Here is a 19,702-nt window from a genome sequence, read left to right as displayed (position 1 = left end):
TGGGAGTTTATTATAGTTCATGCTAAAATTCTATGTAAACATAAGCTTGTTAAATGGATAGCGATTATTTTCTATAAAAGGTACTGGTAAAAGTGCTGCTATTCCCTACATTATCCGTTACAACAACCTTTAGGTCGCCCTGTGTCTGATCCAATTTTAAATCATCAAAGTTATAGGTTAGGGTTTTGGTTTTGGGTTCATATTCCATTAAGATCCATTTACCGTTCAAGGTAGCGGTATAGGTGTTAATGCCGCTTAGGTCATCATCTATCCGAAGGCTTAGGTAATTGTAGTTGGAAAGCCACTGTTTGTCCCTAAAGTTCTTTGGTTCTATGCTAGGGGCCACTGTATCTCTTGCCAGGGTGTAAGTGCCCAAATTACGGGTTCTGGTGGTAAAGGTAGTACCTCGTTTATAGGTAGAGGAATAACTGGGTTTTAGGTCTTTATCCAATCTCCCTATAAATAACTGCGCTTTTTCCTCATTGGTGTATTTGCTAACATCAAAAGTGATGGTGAAATTTCTGTGTGCCGGCACCGTATTATTGTGGATGGTAACAGTATCTTGTCCTTTTTTAAGGTCTATAAAGAAGTTGTCATAAAAAGTATTCGCGGGGAAATATACCTTGGCTCCCCCAAGATCAAAATTCATCGGTTTTTTAGCAAGGATGTAGTAATCGGTCTTTTCTTCCTTTCTAGGGATCAGTATTTCTTGTCTTTTACCTTCTACTGGAATGATTAATTTGGTGTTGTTGCCAGCTAGGTCACTGATTTGGATTTCTACATTGTATGAAAGTCCTTCATTGATCTCCACCTTTCCGTCATTGTATAAATTTTGATAGATCCCCAATAGGTTGCTGGACTTTTTATAGGTCTTTTGAATCCTTTCACCATAGGTGGCATAGTGCGGATAATCTATTAGGGTGTTGATATACCTGCTCTCTGGAAAAGAAAAAGTCTCAAACCTATATTCGGAATAAACCCTGCCGTTTACGGATTTTTTTATGGAATAGGGGCCATTTTTGTTGGCCGCCAAATCTTGTCGGTCATAAGTATTGATGCCAAACCCTATGAGTCCGGAAGCAGTTACCTTGTCAGCCAAAAAAGTACCATCTGCCTGCCTGTGGTATTTTAGCTGTACTTTTTCCTGACTCTGATTTACTTGGGCATTTTCCGATAGGGGATATGCATAGGCAGCCAGTAGGGTGGGACTGGTGGCATCCCTAACCTCCAAGCCATAATATAGTGGGTTGGTGGGCATTTCCGATGCACTGGTCCTTATTTCAAAATGGAGATGGGGACCGGCAGAACCTCCGGTGTTTCCAGTATAGGCAATAAGTTCCCCTTTATTGAGGGGAATATCAGTGCTGCTAGGGAAAATCTCTACTTCGTATGATTTCTTTTGATACTGTACCTTTTTTACATAGGCTTCTATTTCTGGAGAGAATTTCTGTAAATGGGCATACACAGAGGTATAACCATTAGGGTGAACTATATACAGGGCCTTTCCGTACCCCCAGTGCGACACCTTTATCCTAGAAACCCTACCATCACCAATGGCATAGACAGGAAGCCCCTCCCTTTGTTGGGTCTTTATATCTATTCCTGCATGGAAATGGTTAGCACGTAATTCGCCAAAGGTACCCGATAGAATAAGGGGAATATCCAAGGGAGGTCTAAAGGCATCCGTAGGATAATTTTTTTGTCCATAAACCATAAGTGTTAGTAATAAATAGCATCCTAATTGTATCCCTCTCATAATTATTCGTAAATTGAAGCGAAAGTAATTAATACCGTTCAAATTGAAAAAAAAGTCTTAGTTTTAAATACGTTACGTGTTGTAAGAGTTCAGCCTGCTTCGGTAGGGAATACATTACTTTTAGAATAATTGAAAAAAGAATTGCTAAGTAAGACGAGGTATATTAACTTTGTGTAAAATGCATTGCTATTTGCATATGGGTGAATTGATTGAAATTGTAGATTCTTTAGAAAATAAAGTTAGTAAGTTATTGCACCAGTTAGCGCTTTTGCAAGACCAAAACATTAGGTTGGAAGAAGAATTGATAGCCGTAAAAAACGAATACGAAGTAATGACTGCTTCCGTAGAGGAATGGCAGGACAAATACAATTCCCTGAAGTTGGCAAATACAATACTGGGCAGTGATACAAACAAGACTGAAGCTAAGCTTAAGATAAATACATTAATACGCGAGTTGGACCACTGTATAGTGCAACTTTCGGAATAATGTAATGTAAATAATATGGCAGAAAAGCTCAAAATAAAGCTTTCTATAGCAGATAGGGTATATCCGTTAACTATAGACCCTTCTCAGGAAGAAGGTCTAAGAAAGGCCGCTAAGAATATAGATCAGTTGGCGAAAAAATTTGAGCAAAATTATGCCGTTAGGGATAAACAGGATGTGCTTGCCATGTGCGCACTCCAATTTGCCTCTAAAATTGAGCAACAAGGAATAGATCAATCGGAAGGGGTTGCAGAGACCACAGAGCGACTCAATGCACTGAATGATTTGATAGATTCCAAGCTAGGAATAAAATAACGTTCTTTTAAATAGATATAGTTACTGCCCACATTGGTAATTAATTTTTGACAAACTCAACACTAATTTGTTTGAAAAGGGTGAGTTTAGATTGTAAAAGCAGGCCTTACTAGTATAAGGATCCTTGATCAGTCTGGTAGCCCTAAACCTGTTTATAGGGGTTTGTACAAATCTTCCGTCAATGTGGGCTTTTTTTTTACTAATTTTTAACATACATATGGAGAGTATAGCAATAATAATGGGTTTAGTTGGACTGGTGATCGGTTTTGCCATAGCCAAGATGATGGAAAAAGGCAAGGCGTCCAAGATCATTGCCAACGCAAAAAAGGAAGCAGCCAATATCGTTAAGGCAGCTAAAATTGAAGGGGAGAATATAAAGAAGGACAAAATATTCCAGGCCAAGGAGAAATTCTTAGAGCTGAAGGCCGAACACGAAAAGGTGATCATCAATAAGGATAAGAAGATTGCCGAGTCCGAAAAACGTACCAGGGATAAGGAATCGCAGGTTAGTGGAGAGCTAGCGAAGGGTAAGCGAATGAACGAGCAGCTAGAAGGCAAATTAAAGGAGTTAAAGAATAAAAGTGAATTCTTTGATAAAAAGCAGGCCGAGCTAGAAAAACTGCACAGAAGTCAGGTGCAACAATTGGAAGTTATTTCCGGATTATCTGCTGATGATGCAAAGTCCCAACTATTAGAATCCCTAAAGGAAACTGCTAAGTCTGATGCCATGTCGTTTATACAAACTACCATGGAGGAGGCCAAGCTTACCGCACAACAAGAGGCCAAGAAAATAGTGATTAATACCATTCAGCGTATTGGGACCGAGGAGGCCGTTGAAAATTGTGTTTCGGTATTTAACTTAGAGTCAGACGATGTTAAGGGTAGAATTATTGGTAGGGAAGGAAGAAACATTAGGGCTTTAGAAGCTGCTACAGGAGTAGAGATTATTGTAGACGATACCCCAGAAGCCATTATTCTTTCTTGTTTCGATTCCGTTAGGAGGGAAGTAGCAAGATTATCGCTCCATAAATTGGTGACCGATGGAAGGATACATCCGGCACGGATCGAGGAAGTTGTGAAAAAGACCGAAAAACAAATAGAAGAGGAGATCGTAGAAATTGGAAAGCGTACCGTAATAGATTTGGGGATACACGGATTGCATCCAGAATTGATTAAAGCGGTGGGGAGAATGAAATATAGGTCTTCCTATGGCCAAAACTTATTGCAGCACTCCAGGGAGGTGGCAAAACTCTGCGGGGTTATGGCGGCCGAGCTTGGCGTAAATCCAAAAATGGCGAAACGAGCAGGACTGTTGCACGATATTGGTAAGGTGCCCAATACCGAAGCCGAAGTAGAAACACCACACGCTATTCTTGGAATGCAATGGGCCGAGAAGTTTGGTGAAAAAGAAGACGTTTGTAATGCTATTGGTGCGCACCATGATGAGATTGAAATGAAAAACCTGATTGCACCTATTGTGCAGGTGTGTGATGCCATTAGTGGAGCTAGGCCTGGTGCTAGAAGACAGGTGCTAGATTCGTATATACAAAGGCTAAGGGATTTAGAAGAGATTGCACTTGGATTTGGTGGGGTTCAAAAAGCCTATGCCATCCAAGCAGGAAGGGAACTCAGAGTGATTGTTGAAAGTGAGCGTGTAAGCGATGATAAGGCAGCACAGTTATCTTTTGAGATTTCCCAGAAAATACAGACCGATATGACCTATCCTGGTCAGGTTAAAGTTACCGTAATCCGAGAAACAAGGGCGGTGAACGTTGCAAAATAATTTTAGTGGGAAGTTATCATTAGGGGCATTTGGCTGCTTAGTGATTTCTTTTAAAAAGTCATTCTTGATATAGGGGGTTGCCCTGTGTTTAGAGTGACTTTTTTAGTTGGGGTAAATAGTGCTGATTATAGAGTGTTGTAAAACGGATCTCACTGGCTGGCATCTGTGCTTCTTCATATCCAAGATTAAATGAATAGTCCATGGCCTTTCTCTACCTTACATGCTGGGATTAGCGGGAAAATATACCCTAGGTACTATATCTATTAAAGTGCCATAGAAGCGCTTTGTTATAGATGGTAAAATTATCTGTTGCTGTGCAGTGCCCTTTTACGTAAAAACCCCATTTGCCGCTAGGTAAATGGGGTTTTGGTGATTTTTAGAAACACTACAACTAGGCCTCTTTTTCCTCGTTGTTTTGCTCCTCTTCGGCCTCTTGGGCTTCCTTGGTTAAATTATGGGCTAAAATATTCAGTTTTTTTAACTTCGCCTTCCAGGTAGCTAAGGATTCCTTGTGCTTGTTTATTTTTTTGATCACATCTTTAACTAGCGGATTGTCTTCGGAGGCATTGGAGAAGAATTGGAGGTTGTTTTCTAACTGTCTGATCTCGTTTTTGCTCTCATCTATCTTTCGCTTAATGAAGGTGCGTTCGTTGGCAATGGCGTAATCGTTGTCATTATTAGCCAAGCGCTGAATCTTATTTCCGTATTTTAATAGCTCGGCTTCTTGTTTACTAATATCGAGCTTTTTAAAAATAGCATCTAATATCTTATTGAATTTGGCATTGATGCTCATTTTATTGTAAGGGACCCTTCCAGATTCCTTCCATTCGGCAATGAATTCTTTGATGGTAGCCAAGTCTTTATCCTTATCCCCACTTAATTCAAATTCCTTAAGTCGGTCTAAACAGGCATTCTTTTTCTCAAAATTCTCTAACTCCTCTTTTTGAGCCTCGTTTTTCAAGGCATGGAAACGATCAAAGTAATGGTTGCACGCGGCTTTAAATTCCTTCCAGATTTTATCTGAATACTTTCGTGGTACATGGCCTATCTTTTTCCATTCACTTTGGATCCTTTTCATCTCCTGTGTGGTCTGCTCCCATTCTTCACTGTCTTTTAGGGAAACTGCTAGATCTAATAAGGCTCGTTTCTTATCTAGGTTAATCTGCTGTTCCTTCTTGAGGTTCTTGTAAAAGTTGTTCTTGTTTCTATTGAACTCTCTAACGGCACTTTTAAAACTAGCCCAAGTTTGCTCATTTACCTTTTGAGGAACCTTCCCTGCTTTGAAAAATTGTTCGCGAAGGCTTTCAATCTCCCGTATCTGTTGCTGCAATTCCTTATGCTTGTTGGCGGTGGAGGAAGCTATTTTCTTTATGGAGTTGATTATTTCATTTTTCTTCTCCAAATTGGCTTCATATACCTTTTCAAGGTCCTTGTAGTATTCTTGTCTACGCTGGTGCAACTGCTTGGTAGCCTTGCTAAAGCGCTCCCATATTTCCTCTCTGTGCTCCTTGGCTACGGGGCCAATTTCCTCTTTCCACATTTTGTGCAGGCTTTGGAGCTCTTGAAAGGCCTTATGTAGGTCTTTTTCCGTTGCCAAAGCTTCGGCACGTTCTGCAATTTTTAGCTTTTCCTCGTAATTGTGCTTAAAATCCAGATCCCTAAGTTCCCTATTTAAATGAAGGAAATCGTAGAAAAGTTCTATATGGTGATGGTAGGTTCGCCAAACATCATTGTAATTGGTGCGCGGTACAGGACCTGCGGTTTTCCATCGCTCTTGGATATCCTTAAAATTCTTATAAGTAGTGTTTATATCCTCCTCTACATTTATAAGACCTTTAAGCTCCTCAATAATTTCTAACCTTTTCGTTAAATTGGATTTAAGGCCTTGTTCTAAATTTTTATAATAGGCATTTCTTTTCTCTCGGTAATCCGAGTATACCTCATTAAACTGTCTTTTGGTTACGGAGTTGTATCTGAAATCTATTTCATTTCCTCCACTTGCTATGAAGTCCTCCTTCTTTTCTTCCAGGAATTCCTGAAATTTTTGATCAAACTCATATTTAATGGAATCTACGTGTTTTTTTATAGCCTGTACTTTCTCATTACGTACCAATCGCTGCAATTCTCCCACCAAGTTTTCCATGGACATGGAGTGGTAGTCTGGCATAGGAATATGGTGACGTTGCTGATTGTCTGTATCTTCGGCATCCTCCGCGTTAGATTCATCGATTTCGTCCAGTATATCCGCTTCCTTTTCAGTTGCACTGTCCTTGGCGTCCGATGTTTCGGAGGGTGTCTTTATATCCTTTGTTGTTTCCGCTGCCGAACTGTTGCCATCTTCTTTATTATTTCCCTCAGCTTCGCTACTATTTACTCCCTTAACATCATCAAGCTGAGGTTCCGCTATTTTATTGGAGTCCGTTGAACCGTCTGGGGCATCTGTCGCCTCTTTTCCGTTTGTGGAATTTGGGGATGCATGATGGTTTTCTTCCAAGTTATTCGAGGGTGTTACGTTCCCTGAAGTATCTTCCTCCCCTACATTGTTCTGTAGTTTATTTTCTTTGTCTTCTAACATTTTCTGAATGTTTATAGCTATTGGGCCGTAATGTACAATAATAATATTACAACCTATTCATTAACAAAGATAAGGAAACTTCTGTTTAAGAGTGCGACCTTAATAATATGAAATGCATCTATTGAAAATCAGTGGGTTAGGGCGATTAATGCTAAGAGTTCCAGATTTCCCATGCTTTTTCTGCCTGTAACTGAAGCATTTTTGCCCCATTGCAGATTTTTGCCCCAGCTTGTTCCCCAGCTGCTAAAAACGCTGTTTTTTCGGGATTGTATATCAGGTCGTATAATAGGTGTTTGGTCGTAATCCCTTCATAGGGAATAGCAGGTTTATCCGTTACATTGGGATGGGTGCCCAAGGGGGTGCAATTGATTAAAATGCTGTATTTTTCCACCATTGCTGCATCCAGATCGGTATAATTTAACTGGCCCTCTTCCGGATTTCGAGACACAAACTTGAATTTGACGTCTAATTTCCCCAATACATAGGCAATGGCTTTAGAAGCTCCTCCTGTACCTAGAATCAATGCTGTTTTGTGGTGTTTTTCCAAGTGGGGCGCTAAGGATTTATAAAATCCATAGGCATCCGTATTATAGCCCACAGTTTGACCCTCTATTAGCTTTATAGTGTTTACCGCCCCAATGGCTTTAGCCTCAAGATCTATTTGGGTTAAAAAAGGGATAATCTTCTCCTTGTAAGGAATAGTGACATTAAAGCCTTTAATATCTTTGGTGTGCTCCAGAATATCTGGAAATTGATCAATACTATCTAGATCAAAATTCTCATAACTATGGGACTCCAAACCTAACTCCGAGAACTTATTGGAAAAGTATCCACGGGAAAATGAATAGGAGATGTTTCTTCCAATCAGTCCGTATCTATGCCTTTCTCTGTTTATTTTTTCCATACCAATCCAAAGCTAATAATATAAAAATTCCAAAAATGATAAAAAATATGGCCCACCAGGTCTCTCCATCGGTCATATCTGGCCAATAGCGTTCATAATTCGTAATTATGGGGTTGTCATTGCTATCTTTAAGAACATTCCCTTGTCCATCTGTCTTGTACAGACTGCGTTTCCATGGCCATACAACCCCCAAGGAGCCTGTGATGAAGCCAATGATTACTGCAGTGGTAATGTGTTTAAAATGTTTTAATACATAGCTCAGTAGGTGAGAAAGGCTTACTAGTCCAATGGCCGATCCGGCAGTAAATACGCCCAATACCTTAAGGGTGTTTAGTCGCTTTGTATTGTCTATGAAGCTGAAATCTCCCATCAAGACTTCGGCAATAGTGTCGTATAATGCGTTTACGGAGTCTACCAAAAGAAGTACGTAGTTTCCTAATAGTATCAGTATAAATGAGCCAGAGAGCCCTGGGAGTGTCATTCCTGAAACACTGATAATGCCACAGAAAAAGATGAACAATAGGTTGTCGTTCTCTGTCGCCGGATTTAAAAAGCTAATAGATACCCCAATTAACAGACCGATGATACCTGCTGGTACGGTTTTTTTACCCCAATGGGAAAAATCCTTGGATATATAATAAATAGAGCCTAGGATCATGCCGAAAAAAGAGGCCCACACAAATAATTCTTGATGTTCTAGGAAATAATCCAGTAGTTTGGAAATGCTAAAATAACTGATTAGCATTCCTATAATTAACAGGGATAAAAACTGTCCATTGGTATACTGATAAAAGCTTTTAAATTTTCCATTTATTAACAATTTAAAGGCTTTTCCGTTTACTTTTTGCAAGGAGTAGATAAATTCCTCGTAAAATCCGCCCACAAAGGCTACAATACCACCAGAAACTCCAGGAACTTTATTGGCGGCACCCATAAAAAGGCCTTTGATCACCAAAAACAACTTATCCGTAAAAGTTCTGGGGTTTTTCATGTAGCGATGGCCATTTACTTTTTTGCAGCTAATCTCTCTAGGATAAAAATAAGGGAAAAACCAGTGATGGCTAAGAGAATGGCCAATATTATTTGCGGATCGCCTTCAAAGGAAAAGGGAGAGATGTTCTCCTCCTTTAAAACAACCAGCTTTTCCCCATATAATTTGGTTTCCAGAACTTGTTTCCACGGCCAAATTTTGTTTAAAGAGCCAATGATAAATCCCGTAAGTAAGGCCAGGGTAATGTTTTTATAATGGGTAAACATCCATTTTAAAAGTTTGGCAAAGCTCAGTAGCCCAAATATGGCACCCAAACCTACGGTAAGGACAATCTTAAGGTCACGTTCGTGAACCGCATCTAATATCGTTTTGTAAGATCCCAGTAATACTAGTATAAATGCACCCGATATTCCGGGTAAGATCATGGCGCAGATTGCCAAGGCCCCAGAAAGAAAAAGGTAAGGGAGGGAATCAATGTTTTCCGAGGGGGGAAGAGTGGTCACATAATAAGCGATGGCTGCACCCAATAATAATATAAGTATGGTGGCCGGATTCCATTTTTTAATTTCCTTGCCCACTAAAAAAATACTGGCCAATACCAATCCAAAGAAAAAAGACCATAGGGGAATGGGTTGGTGTTCTAGTAACCAGCTTATGAATTTTGCTAGGGAAAGCACGCTGATGGCTATCCCCACAAGTAGGGCTACTAGGAAGTTGCCGTTCAGTTGGGGCCAAAACGCTTTTAGCCCTTCGGTTTTTAAGGTTTTAAAAAGTGAGGCGTTAACATTATTGATACTGGTAATCAGTTCTTCGTATATACCTGAGATAAATGCGATGGTACCCCCAGAAACACCGGGAACAACATCTGCGGCTCCCATGGCCATTCCTTTTAATGAGATGATAAGGTAACTGATAAAATTGCGCTTTTCCATAAATGATAAAACCACAAAAATAGTGTAATTATCTGGAAGCTTTTTTCACATCTTCAATTAAGTTTGTAACCCATTCAGAATCGGCGAACTGTGGAAATTCGTCTTTGAATAAATGTAATTTATCCATGTCTATCTTTAAGGCATTTATTAGACGGTATTGCGCCCTGGGGTAGTCGCTGATCAATAGATAGTACCCTGCCATTTTGTATTGCATTTCGCTATTATGCGGGTAAAACTCGTGTCCTTGAAGGAGGATCTGGATTGCTGCATGTACATCTAGTGACTGTACCGCTACATCTGCCCAATGGAACCAAGTATCAAACTCGTAGTTTCCTAGTTCAACTGCCTGTTGATAAGCGTAATATGCCTCATCGTTATTTTTTAATGCGGCATGGATTTTAGCACACTTCTTCCAGTACTTGGCGTTTTCACCGTCAATATTAATGGCCTTATTGATGTAATGAAGGGCCTTTTCATAATTTTCCCTCCTAAAGTAATATCCGGTAATAGCCAGCCATCCCTTGTCTAATAAAGGGTCTTCGTGTACGGTGCGGTAGTAGTAGGACTTTGCCTGCTCGTGCTCGCCTAATTTTTCGTAGCATCTACCAATCCTTAAATAGGCGTAAGAAGTGGGATCTTCCATGGCAATGGTAGTCTCATAATTTTCAATAGCCTCTTTGTGGCGACCTAATTTTTCTAGGACTTTGCCTTTCTCAAAATAGGCTCCAATGAAACTGTCGTCGGAAATAATGGCAAAATCGAAGGCTACCAATGCCTCTTTGTACATTTCTTTATAGAAATACATTTTTCCAAGTTGGTGCCATGCTACTTCGCTATAGGGATTTCCTTCTAAGTAGTCGTTTAAATAAGCTATGGCGCCATCATAATCCTCTAAGAATTCGAAGCAGTAAACTACATTGTGAAGGGAAGAGTAATCGTGTTCGTCTAAGGCAACGCACTTCATGAAATTATTCCTCGCCTCTTCAAACTTGTCCATAAACAAGTATTCCATGCCTAAGAGGGAATGAATGTCAAAATGATCGTCCGTAAGCTTTAAGGCATGCTGTAATAGAGATACTGCGGCCTCGTGATTGTCTTTTTTGGAGTAGATATTAGCGCGTTGGATAAAAATCTCTTCATTGCCGCTGTCCACTGCCTGTAGCTCATCGAGCATGGATTCTGCCTGCTCTAGGTTATTTTCAAAAACCATAACCTCAATGGAAAGTAGTTTTAATGGGACGCTATCGGTATGTTGTTGCAGTCCTATTTTTATGGCTTTCTTAGCCAAAGCTATTTTGCCCTTGTTTAAATAATGGTGAATAATATCCTGAAAGTCTTCGGCATCAAAGAAGTAGATATCATCGGTCTTCAGCATGGATTCAAACTTGGCAATGGGCTGTCCAGATCTTTCATTTGGTTCTAACGGCATAGGATCTTCTTGTTATTCATTTGGAACTAAAATAGTCTTTACACTACTTGAAACCCCATGGACTGGGGCTTTATTATTAACAAAATAGTTAACAAATTATTGTTGGGATTCGTTTAGTAGGTCAAGAATCAGCTTACAACCTTTCTTAATCTCCTCATTGGAAATGGTTAATGGTGGGGAAATTCGGACCGCTTTGGGTTCAAATAGTAGCCAAAAGAGTATTAAACCATTTTCGGCACATTTTAGGATCAGGTTGTTTACCACTTCTTCGTTTTCCAATATCAGGGCCAACATAAGACCTTTACCCCTAATTTCTTTTATGAGGGGATGCACCAATAGCGATCTAAATAATCGTTCTTTTTCCAAGGTTTCCGCTATTAGGTCTGTCTCGGTAAGCTCTTGAAGGGTAGCCAAACTGGCCGCCGCAATAACTGGGTTTCCCCCAAAGGTGGTGATGTGCCCTAATTTTGGGCTGTCTTGTAGGGACTGCATCATTTTCTGTGATGCCACAAAAGCTCCTACGGGCATACCACCGGCCATTCCCTTTCCAATCACCAAAATATCTGGAGTGCAATTAAAGTGTTCAAAGGCAAAAAGCTTTCCCGTACGTCCAAATCCCGGCTGTATCTCGTCTAGGATCAGCATGGCGCCCACCGAGTTGCAACGCTGCCGTACCTTTTCTAAATAGTTATTCTCCGGAAGTATAAATCCGGCGCCCCCTTGAATGGTTTCCAAAACTACGGCAGCGGTCTTTTCCGTGATCATTTTTAGGTCTTCCTCCTCATTAAAGTTGATAAAACTCACATCAGGAATCAAGGGTCTAAAGGCACTCTTTCGTTCTTCGTATCCCATGATGCTGAGGCTACCCATGGTATTGCCGTGATAGGCCTTTTTAGCGCTTATTATTTGGCTCCTTCCCGTATACCTTCGTGCCAACTTTAAGGCGCCTTCCATGGCTTCTGTTCCAGAGTTTACCAAATAAGTAGTCTCTAAAGGGGCGGGGAGGTTGTCTGCCAATAGTTTGGCGTATTCTACCGCTGGTTGCTGTACATATTCCCCATACACCATAACGTGCATGTATTTTTCTGCCTGGTTTTGGATAGCACTTACCACTCTTGGGTGGCAGTGGCCCAAAGTGCAAGCAGATACTCCTGCAACAAAATCTAAATGGGCCTTACCTTGGGTATCGTAAATATAACTACCCTTGGCATGGGAAACTTCCAAAGCCAATGGGTGTGGGGACGTTTGTGCCTGATGTTTAAAAAAATCCTCTTTCGTCATCATCGTACTTAATTTTTTACATTTTTCAATAACCGTTAGTTTCTAAATATACCCTTCAATTTTATACACTCTATGTATACCTTCCTTTTATGACATTTTAATAATGCCAATAAAAGGAGTGGGGCGACTTAGTTTACGGTAGAATCTTTTTCTATGGGGATTAGTTGTTTTCTTGGATGTTTAGGGTTTACCACTGGAGGGGTAGCTCTTGGGCGAGAGAGATTTATGGAATCGCGTTTCTTTTCTTCCTCCAGAGCTTCCGTAGGATCAATATCAACATCAATTGGGTTGTTGATCCCTTGTATAATGGGGAGAATAAGATTGTTGTCATCTTCGTCAAAGATATCATCCTTGCTTAGGATACGCTCATCCCCTCGCCAGACAAACCCCTTCAGCTGTCTACTATTTTCGGGCAATTCTTTTTCGGGAAAGATATCGCCATCTGGTTCGGTGATAAAGGTAATATCCTCTATTTCATTATCTGCCATGGTCATCTGTATAGCGCTGCATATGGTCTTGTCTATCCCTATTAACTCTTGGTCGTCGTTGTAGAGGTAGTAGATTACTTCCGTGTTCCTTACCAGATCTATGATGCGCAGTTCGTTGTCTATAAACTGCCCAAATAGGTCCTTGCCTTTGGCTTGGTTAAAGCCAACTTTTCCAATGGTGTCCTTGGCAATAATAAAGGCATTATTGATAACTTTTAGGGAATCTAGCTTCTCTGTTTTTGTATTGGTAAGTAGATGGATACTATCCCCGGTCATCTGGTTCTCCCCATTCCATATGATGGGTCTGGTAATCAGTTGGGTGATGCCGGTTTTTTGGTCAAAATGAATAGAGTCACATTTTCCGCTTAGCGCTGTCTTATAGAATTTCGCATTTTTAAATGCCCTTAAAATTCGTTCGTCCGGTTTTCCTGTGAGCATAAGGGTATCCCCATGGATGTACAGGGAGTCTTGCTCTACAAGATTTATAGCGACTGCCCTTTTGGTGGCGAAAACGGAGTCTTGGGCCTTGTAGACTTCTGCATAATGGGCGCGAATCACCCCATTGTTAATGGTGTCTTTGATGATAATGTTATTAGTGGCCGAGGCAAACTCGGTCTTTTTATCAAAAAAGACACTGTCCCCATGGATAATGCGGTTGTTGTAATCTATTCGAGTGTTTTTTATGCCGTATCCACTTTCCACATTGGTGTCATAGAATCCGCGTTCGCAGTATATTTCGTATCCTTCCCCTGTAATGGTGGAAGGGCCGTATAGATAGGCGTTCTTAGATTCGGTATAGTAATCCAACTGCTTAGAGACCAATTTAAATTGGGGGTTGGTAAGGTTTACGCTATCTAAGAATTGGGATTTTTTTAATTGTGTAAAATATCGGCCAATTTTACTTTTTAGGGTATTGCTACTGTCTACCACAGTGCCATGATCTTGATAAAAGGCTTCCTGGTTATTCCTGTCAAACCGAAGGGTATCTGTGGTGAGGGTCATACTTGTATGCTTAAGAATTACATTGTCCCAAGCTTTGGCGAGGTTGCTGTCGCCGTTATAATCAATATACCCACTGGTAAGTTGAACCGAATCTCCTTGTTGAAGTCGGATGTTCCCTACCGCCCTAAGTTTATTCTCATTTCTGTAATAAATAGCAAGATCGCACCAGAGATCTGCGCCCTCATGTTCAAACTGTACCTGTTGGTCGTCCTTGCTGAAAATTGCTGCACCCGGGTATCGGTCCTCATTTTTAGTAAAGGTTCCTCCATACACAATATTTATCTGTTTACTATCGGAAGGCGTTTCTTGTGTATAGCCATTCCCAAGGACAGATAGGGCAACTAATAAGAGAATATATTTGTGCAAATCATTAAAATTTTGATCAAAAATAATATATTTTGAATGAGGAAGATATTGTTTGGGATAGATTTAGTAAAGTGCAGTATGTAAAAAGCCATCTCTAGGATGGCTTTTTAGTGTTATCTGTATATGGTCTGGGTCCTGTCTGGCCCAACGGATACAATTTTGATGGGGACTTCCAATTCCTTTTCCAAGAAGGAAATGTAGTCCAACAGGGCTTTTGGAAGCTCCTCGGCCTTGCTCATCTTGGTTAGGTCTTGTGCCCAACCTTTCATTTCGGTGTACACCGGGGTTACATGTTCTGGTTCTATGTTGTAAGGGAAGTGTTTTATTTGGGTTCCCTCATAATTATAGGCAGTACATATTTTTAAGGTTTCGAATCCACTGAGGACATCGGCCTTCATCATCATCAATTCTGTAACTCCATTTATTTCCACGGCATATTTTAAGGCAACAAGGTCTAACCAACCACAACGTCTAGCCCTTCCGGTGGTAGCGCCAAACTCGTTTCCAATACGGGCCATATTCTCTCCATTTTCATCGAAAAGCTCGGTGGGGAACGGTCCGCTACCTACCCTAGTGGTATAGGCTTTAAAGATACCCTTCACCTCCTTTATTTTATTGGGAGCTACTCCTAAACCGGTGCAGGCACCTGCTGCAGTAGTGTTAGAAGAGGTTACAAACGGATAGGTTCCAAAGTCTATATCCAGTAAGGATCCTTGGGCTCCTTCGGCTAAGATCTTTTTTCCTTCACGTTGGGCGTTAAATATGTACTCCTCGCTGTCTATAAAGGTTAGTTTTTTCAACTCCTCTACAGCTAGGAAGAAATCTGTTTCCAACTCTTTTAGGTTGTACTGGATGTCTACGTTGTAAAAGGCAATCATAGCCTCGTGCTTATTAGCCAAAGCTCTATATTTCTCTTTCCAATCAGAGAATTCTAGATCGCCAACACGTAAGCCGTTCCTTCCTGTTTTGTCCATGTAAGTGGGGCCTATTCCCTTTAGGGTAGATCCTATCTTGGCTTTTCCCTTGGAAGTTTCCGAGGCCGCATCCAATAAACGGTGGGTAGGAAGTATCAAGTGTGCCTTCCTCGAAATGAGAAGTTTGGATTTAATGTCTAGGTTAAATCTCTTTAAGTTTTCTAGCTCTTTCTTGAATATAACGGGATCGATAACCACACCATTGCCTACAATGTTGATAGCGTTCTTGTGAAAGATACCCGATGGGATAGTGTGTAAAACATGTTTAATTCCATCAAATTCCAGCGTATGACCTGCGTTGGGTCCGCCTTGGAAACGTGCAATAATATCGTATTCCTTGGTTAAAACATCCACTATTTTCCCTTTCCCTTCGTCTCCCCATTGGAGTCCGAGTAGTAAATCTACTGCCATTCTTTATGTAATTGGATTAATTATTTGTGTTCTCTTCTTTATTTCGGGTCCCATAAAAATAGAGGGAATGTGTATTGATCTTTATATCAAAAATTTCCTCTATGGTTTGTTTAATTGCTTGGATACGGGGATCGCAGAATTCCATGACCTCCCCAGTATCGGTTAAAATCACATGATCGTGATTTCTATCAAAATAGGATTTCTCATATTGAGCTTGGTTCTTCCCAAATTGATGCTTCCTTACCAATTTGGATTCCAATAAAAGCTCAATGGTATTGTACAATGTAGCCCTACTGACCCTATAATTCTTATTTTTCATTTTGATGTAGAGCGACTCTATATCAAAATGATCCTCACTTTTATAGATTTCCTGTAGAATGGCATAGCGCTCCGGTGTCTTTCTGTGTCCGTTTTCCTCAAGGAAAGCAGTGAACACACCTTTTACAATTTCTTGATTATTATTGTCCCCCATAAAAAAGTACCCTGCATTAAAATACAAATGTACAGTTAAAATTTAAATTCTGGATATTTTATCGATGCCGTTGATCTGCTTTAGCTTTTCTATAACCCTTTTTAGTATAATATTGTTTTTTACAACAAGAGTTATCCGTCCGGTAAAGGTACCTCCGTCCGTGCTAAAGTTTAAATTACGCATATTGACATGTAAATTCCCTGAAATAACAGCGGTGATATCACTGATTAATCCTAAGTTGTCTATTCCGGTCAGTTTAATCTCAACAGTAAATTCTTCCTGGGAAGAATCGATCCATTTGGCAGAGATGATCCGATAGGCATAATTGGACTGAAGGGATATGGCGTTGGGGCAATTTTTCTTATGCACCTTAATGCCTTCGTTAACACTTACAAACCCGAACACTTCATCCCCAGGTATCGGGTTACAGCACTTAGAAAGTTTATATTCTAGCTTATCTTCTTCCTTTCCAAATACAAGGGTGTCAAATTTATCGGTAATCTCCTCCTTGTTAACATCGACTGGGGCAGGGGTTCTCCGAATCTTATTTTTGAAGAAGCTGATAAAGGCATTGCTATAAGAAGCAGCAAAGTCCTTGATCATCTGATTATCTATTGCGCCTATAGCTACCCTATAGAACAAGTCTAGGCTGGTCTTTAGCTTAAAGTAGATAACCATTTTATTAATGGTATCCTCGTTTAAGTTAATTTTCTGGGATTTAAGTTTACGCCTAAGTACTTCCTTCCCTTCCATGGCCGCAATTTTCTTCTCCTCGCGCAAAGAAGATTTAATTTTGGACCGGGCCCTAGCCGTAGTAGCATAGTCTAACCAGCTTTGATTTGGGGAGGCAGATTTTGAGGTGATGATCTCTACCTGATCTCCACTCTGAAGCGTGGTGTTTAACGGAACCAATTTGCCGTTTACCTTGGCGCCCCTTGTATGCATGCCTACTTCCGTATGGATGTTAAATGCGAAATCTAGTGGGGTAGCTCCCTTGGGCAGCGATTTTAACTCTCCCTGTGGGGTGAAGACAAAAATCTCCTTGGAATATAGGTTTAGTTTAAACTCTTCAACAAAATCTACCGCATTAGAATTGGCATTCTCCAAGGCTTCCTGAAGCTTATTTAGCCAACCTTCAATTCCCTGTTCCTTTTGATCACCGTGTTTGTATTTAAAATGCGCGGCATATCCCTTTTCGGCGATCTCGTGCATTCTTTCACTTCTAATTTGTACCTCTACCCATCTTCCTTTAGGGCCCATGACGGTAATATGTAGGGCTTCATAGCCGGTAGATTTGGGTGAGGAAATCCAGTCCCTTAGTCGCACTGGATTGGGAGTGTAGTGATCGGTAACGATGGAATAGATCTTCCAAGCGATAAACTTTTCGTTGTGCCGGTCCGACTCATAGATAATTCGAAGGGCAAACTTATCGTAAATTTCATCGAAGGTTACATTCTGAACCTTCATTTTGCGGCGAATGGAGAAGATAGATTTCATTCGCCCCTTTATTTGATAGTTGAGGTTTTCCTTGTCTAAAGAATCCTTGATAGTCTGTGAAAAGGCGTCTATATAGGCCTTTTGGTCTTCCTTAGATTCTTCAATTTTACTTAAGATATCGGCATAAACCTCGGGTTCCGTATACTTTAGACTAAGGTCTTCTAATTCTGTCTTAATATTGTATAGCCCTATTCTATGTGCCAAGGGGGCATAGATGTATAGGGTTTCGGAGGCAATTTTTACCTGTTTGTGCTCTGGCATGGAATCCATGGTGAGCATATTGTGGTAACGGTCCGCAATTTTTATGATAATAACCCGTACATCATCATTCAGCGTTAAGAGCATTTTTCTAAAATTCTCTGCCTGCTGGGAGATGTTCATGTCCTTGTTAAGGTGGGCAATCTTGGTGAGTCCATCAACAATACGGGCTACGGTTTCCCCAAACATACGCTCAATATCCGCTAGGGTATACTCCGTGTCCTCCACCACATCGTGCAAAAGGGCAGAAGCAATGGAGACCGCATCTAACCCTATTTCGGAGGCTACAATTTTAGCAACCGCTATGGGATGGAAAATATAGGCTTCCCCAGACTTCCTTCTTTGGTTTTTATGGGCATCCACGGCAACGTCAAAGGCAGAGCGTATCAGTTTCTTATCCTCATCGGTAAGGGTCTGATAGCTTATGCGAAGCAACTCCTTGTATTGCTTGGCAATCTTTTTATTCTCCTGTTCTATTGCAGCTTCGGTCATCATATCTTAAATTTAATACAAACTGAAACAAAACACAACAAAATCTATGCCTTTAAGTTTCTAATCCGTGCTATTAGCGGAGGATGAGAGTAATGCATAAAAACATAGGCGGGATGTGGTGTTAGGTTGCTGAGGTTATTTTTGGATAATTTTTTTAGGGAACTAATCAACGGCTGTGGAGACAAGGTTTCCTTGGCATAATTGTCTGCCTGATATTCAAAAGCCCTAGACATCATATTCATTACTAGACCAGTTATTTCCGAAATGGGACTGTATAAAATTCCGAAACCTATCAGTGCTGCGTGGAAACTAGGCTGGGTAACCCCAATTGCCAGCGAGATCCCAGGTGTATTAATAAATATGGAAAGCACGTAGAGGGTTAGTCCCGTTAGCAAAAGGGAGATAATGAGGTTGTAAATGATATGTTTCTTTTTGTAGTGACCTACCTCATGGGCCAGGACGGCCACTATTTCTTCTTCTTCTAAATCATTGATTAACGTGTCGTACAGCGTAATTCGCTTTTCCCTTCCAAAGCCCGAAAAATAGGCGTTGGCTTTGGTAGAGCGTTTAGAACCATCAATAACAAAAATATTCTTTATCTCAAATCCAACTTTATTGGCGTATGCCTCTATCATCTGTTTAAGGCTACCGTCTTCTAAGGGAGTCTGCTTGTTAAAGATAGGGACAATGAGTCTGCTATAAAATAAATTCATGAAGAGGGACACTGCGGCCACCAATATCCAGGTGTAGATCCAAAAATTGGTGCCAGCCCATTCAAAGAATAGTATAATTAAGGCCAGTATTCCACCGCCTAGAATAATGGTCATGACCCATCCTTTAGCCTTATCTAACCAAAATAATTTTTTGGTGGTCTTGTTAAAACCAAACTTTTCTTCGATCACAAAAGTACGGTAATAGGAAAATGGTGTTGTGAGTATATCATTCCCAATGGTAATAATTCCGAAAAATAGCAATGCGGTGACGATGGAGCTGGAACTTATGCTTCTGGCAATAGAATCTACCCATTCAAATCCGCCTAAAATTAAAAATGCTAAGGTAACTATTAGGGAGAACGAGGAGGTAATCCACGCAAACCTATAATTGGTCTTTTTGTATTCTTGGGATTTCCGGTATTCCTCCTTATCAAAGACATCGTTCAGTTCTGGTGGAATACTATCGTTGGATCGTTTTGCATTTAGATATTCCAATCCCCGGTCTATGATAAACTGGATGATTAGAATGGCAATGATACTATAGAAAAGAATATGGGTGTTCATTTTAATTAAATGGAA

At 40.5% G+C, this 19,702-nt stretch carries 15 protein-coding genes and 1 other RNA gene; 4 read left to right on the top strand and 12 right to left on the bottom strand.

The window, feature by feature from the left end:
* Positions 1-64 precede the first annotated feature (64 nt).
* Positions 65-1,756, bottom strand: a complete 1,692-nt coding sequence (locus tag BV214_RS10110) for a M23 family metallopeptidase (protein ID WP_086477385.1) — start codon at positions 1,754-1,756, stop codon at positions 65-67.
* A 196-nt stretch (positions 1,757-1,952) separates the two neighbouring features.
* Here BV214_RS10110 and BV214_RS10105 point away from each other — a divergent pair, with 196 nt between their 5' ends.
* The 4 genes from BV214_RS10105 to rny all read left to right on the top strand — a co-directional run bounded on the left by BV214_RS10105 (position 1,953) and on the right by rny (position 4,338).
* Entirely contained in the window at positions 1,953-2,243 is a 291-nt protein-coding gene (locus BV214_RS10105) for a hypothetical protein (RefSeq protein WP_086477384.1), read from the top strand.
* A 15-nt stretch (positions 2,244-2,258) separates the two neighbouring features.
* Positions 2,259-2,555, top strand: a complete 297-nt coding sequence (locus tag BV214_RS10100) for a cell division protein ZapA (RefSeq protein WP_086477383.1) — start codon at positions 2,259-2,261, stop codon at positions 2,553-2,555.
* A gap of 54 nt (positions 2,556-2,609) precedes the next feature.
* A non-coding RNA gene (ssrS, locus tag BV214_RS10095) (6S RNA) lies at positions 2,610-2,719 on the top strand.
* Between the two features lie 53 nt (positions 2,720-2,772).
* Positions 2,773-4,338 (top strand): ribonuclease Y, encoded by a 1,566-nt coding sequence (gene rny, locus BV214_RS10090; protein ID WP_086477409.1) that lies wholly within the window; start codon positions 2,773-2,775, stop codon positions 4,336-4,338.
* A gap of 391 nt (positions 4,339-4,729) precedes the next feature.
* Here the strand turns inward: rny and BV214_RS10085 are convergent, their stop codons facing one another.
* The 11 genes from BV214_RS10085 to BV214_RS10035 all read right to left on the bottom strand — a co-directional run bounded on the left by BV214_RS10085 (position 4,730) and on the right by BV214_RS10035 (position 19,687).
* Positions 4,730-6,913: a DUF349 domain-containing protein gene (locus BV214_RS10085; RefSeq protein ID WP_086477382.1), complete on the bottom strand. Its 2,184-nt coding sequence runs from the start codon at positions 6,911-6,913 to the stop codon at positions 4,730-4,732.
* 151 nt (positions 6,914-7,064) lie between these two features.
* Positions 7,065-7,817, bottom strand: a complete 753-nt coding sequence (locus tag BV214_RS10080; RefSeq protein ID WP_086477408.1) for a shikimate dehydrogenase family protein — start codon at positions 7,815-7,817, stop codon at positions 7,065-7,067.
* Positions 7,789-8,808 (bottom strand): DUF368 domain-containing protein, encoded by a 1,020-nt coding sequence (locus tag BV214_RS10075; protein ID WP_086477381.1) that lies wholly within the window; start codon positions 8,806-8,808, stop codon positions 7,789-7,791. Before BV214_RS10075 ends, BV214_RS10080 begins: the two co-directional genes overlap by 29 nt.
* Before the next feature lie 14 nt (positions 8,809-8,822).
* On the bottom strand, positions 8,823-9,740 hold the full coding sequence (locus BV214_RS10070) for a DUF368 domain-containing protein (protein ID WP_086477380.1): 918 nt from the start codon (positions 9,738-9,740) through the stop codon (positions 8,823-8,825).
* Between the two features lie 28 nt (positions 9,741-9,768).
* Complete coding sequence (locus BV214_RS10065; protein WP_086477379.1) at positions 9,769-11,169, bottom strand: tetratricopeptide repeat protein; 1,401 nt, start codon at positions 11,167-11,169, stop codon at positions 9,769-9,771.
* Between the two features lie 96 nt (positions 11,170-11,265).
* The gene (locus tag BV214_RS10060; protein ID WP_086477378.1) at positions 11,266-12,450 is read right to left on the bottom strand and encodes an aspartate aminotransferase family protein; all 1,185 of its coding nucleotides are present in this window, start codon (positions 12,448-12,450) and stop codon (positions 11,266-11,268) included.
* 128 nt (positions 12,451-12,578) lie between these two features.
* Positions 12,579-14,306, bottom strand: coding sequence for an OstA-like protein (locus BV214_RS10055; RefSeq protein ID WP_086477377.1), 1,728 nt, complete (start codon positions 14,304-14,306; stop codon positions 12,579-12,581).
* Between the two features lie 113 nt (positions 14,307-14,419).
* Positions 14,420-15,691 (bottom strand): adenylosuccinate synthase, encoded by a 1,272-nt coding sequence (locus tag BV214_RS10050; RefSeq protein WP_086477376.1) that lies wholly within the window; start codon positions 15,689-15,691, stop codon positions 14,420-14,422.
* Positions 15,692-15,707: 16 nt separating this feature from the next.
* Positions 15,708-16,163, bottom strand: a complete 456-nt coding sequence (locus BV214_RS10045; RefSeq protein WP_086477375.1) for a Fur family transcriptional regulator — start codon at positions 16,161-16,163, stop codon at positions 15,708-15,710.
* Positions 16,164-16,205: 42 nt separating this feature from the next.
* Complete coding sequence (locus tag BV214_RS10040; RefSeq protein ID WP_086477374.1) at positions 16,206-18,410, bottom strand: RelA/SpoT family protein; 2,205 nt, start codon at positions 18,408-18,410, stop codon at positions 16,206-16,208.
* 44 nt (positions 18,411-18,454) lie between these two features.
* Positions 18,455-19,687, bottom strand: a complete 1,233-nt coding sequence (locus BV214_RS10035) for a M48 family metallopeptidase (RefSeq protein ID WP_086477373.1) — start codon at positions 19,685-19,687, stop codon at positions 18,455-18,457.
* Positions 19,688-19,702 lie beyond the last annotated feature (15 nt).

This window comes from Arenibacter amylolyticus (assembly GCF_002150785.1).
Lineage (GTDB): Bacteria > Bacteroidota > Bacteroidia > Flavobacteriales > Flavobacteriaceae > Arenibacter > Arenibacter amylolyticus.
This window is presented reverse-complemented; position numbering and strand designations above follow the sequence as displayed.

Excerpts from the sequence above, each read along its gene's own strand:
- BV214_RS10100 (WP_086477383.1), top strand. The coding sequence starts at position 2,259 with ATGGCAGAAAAGCTCAAAATAAAGCTTTCTATAGCAGATAGGGTATAT.
- BV214_RS10080 (WP_086477408.1), bottom strand. The coding sequence starts at position 7,817 with ATGGAAAAAATAAACAGAGAAAGGCATAGATACGGACTGATTGGAAGA.
- BV214_RS10045 (WP_086477375.1), bottom strand. The coding sequence starts at position 16,163 with ATGGGGGACAATAATAATCAAGAAATTGTAAAAGGTGTGTTCACTGCT.
- BV214_RS10070 (WP_086477380.1), bottom strand. The coding sequence starts at position 9,740 with ATGGAAAAGCGCAATTTTATCAGTTACCTTATCATCTCATTAAAAGGA.
- BV214_RS10060 (WP_086477378.1), bottom strand. The coding sequence starts at position 12,450 with ATGACGAAAGAGGATTTTTTTAAACATCAGGCACAAACGTCCCCACAC.
- BV214_RS10110 (WP_086477385.1), bottom strand. The coding sequence starts at position 1,756 with ATGAGAGGGATACAATTAGGATGCTATTTATTACTAACACTTATGGTT.
- BV214_RS10075 (WP_086477381.1), bottom strand. The coding sequence starts at position 8,808 with ATGAAAAACCCCAGAACTTTTACGGATAAGTTGTTTTTGGTGATCAAA.
- rny (WP_086477409.1), top strand. The coding sequence starts at position 2,773 with ATGGAGAGTATAGCAATAATAATGGGTTTAGTTGGACTGGTGATCGGT.
- BV214_RS10040 (WP_086477374.1), bottom strand. The coding sequence starts at position 18,410 with ATGACCGAAGCTGCAATAGAACAGGAGAATAAAAAGATTGCCAAGCAA.
- BV214_RS10105 (WP_086477384.1), top strand. The coding sequence starts at position 1,953 with ATGGGTGAATTGATTGAAATTGTAGATTCTTTAGAAAATAAAGTTAGT.
- BV214_RS10085 (WP_086477382.1), bottom strand. The coding sequence starts at position 6,913 with ATGTTAGAAGACAAAGAAAATAAACTACAGAACAATGTAGGGGAGGAA.
- BV214_RS10035 (WP_086477373.1), bottom strand. The coding sequence starts at position 19,687 with ATGAACACCCATATTCTTTTCTATAGTATCATTGCCATTCTAATCATC.
- BV214_RS10065 (WP_086477379.1), bottom strand. The coding sequence starts at position 11,169 with ATGCCGTTAGAACCAAATGAAAGATCTGGACAGCCCATTGCCAAGTTT.
- BV214_RS10050 (WP_086477376.1), bottom strand. The coding sequence starts at position 15,691 with ATGGCAGTAGATTTACTACTCGGACTCCAATGGGGAGACGAAGGGAAA.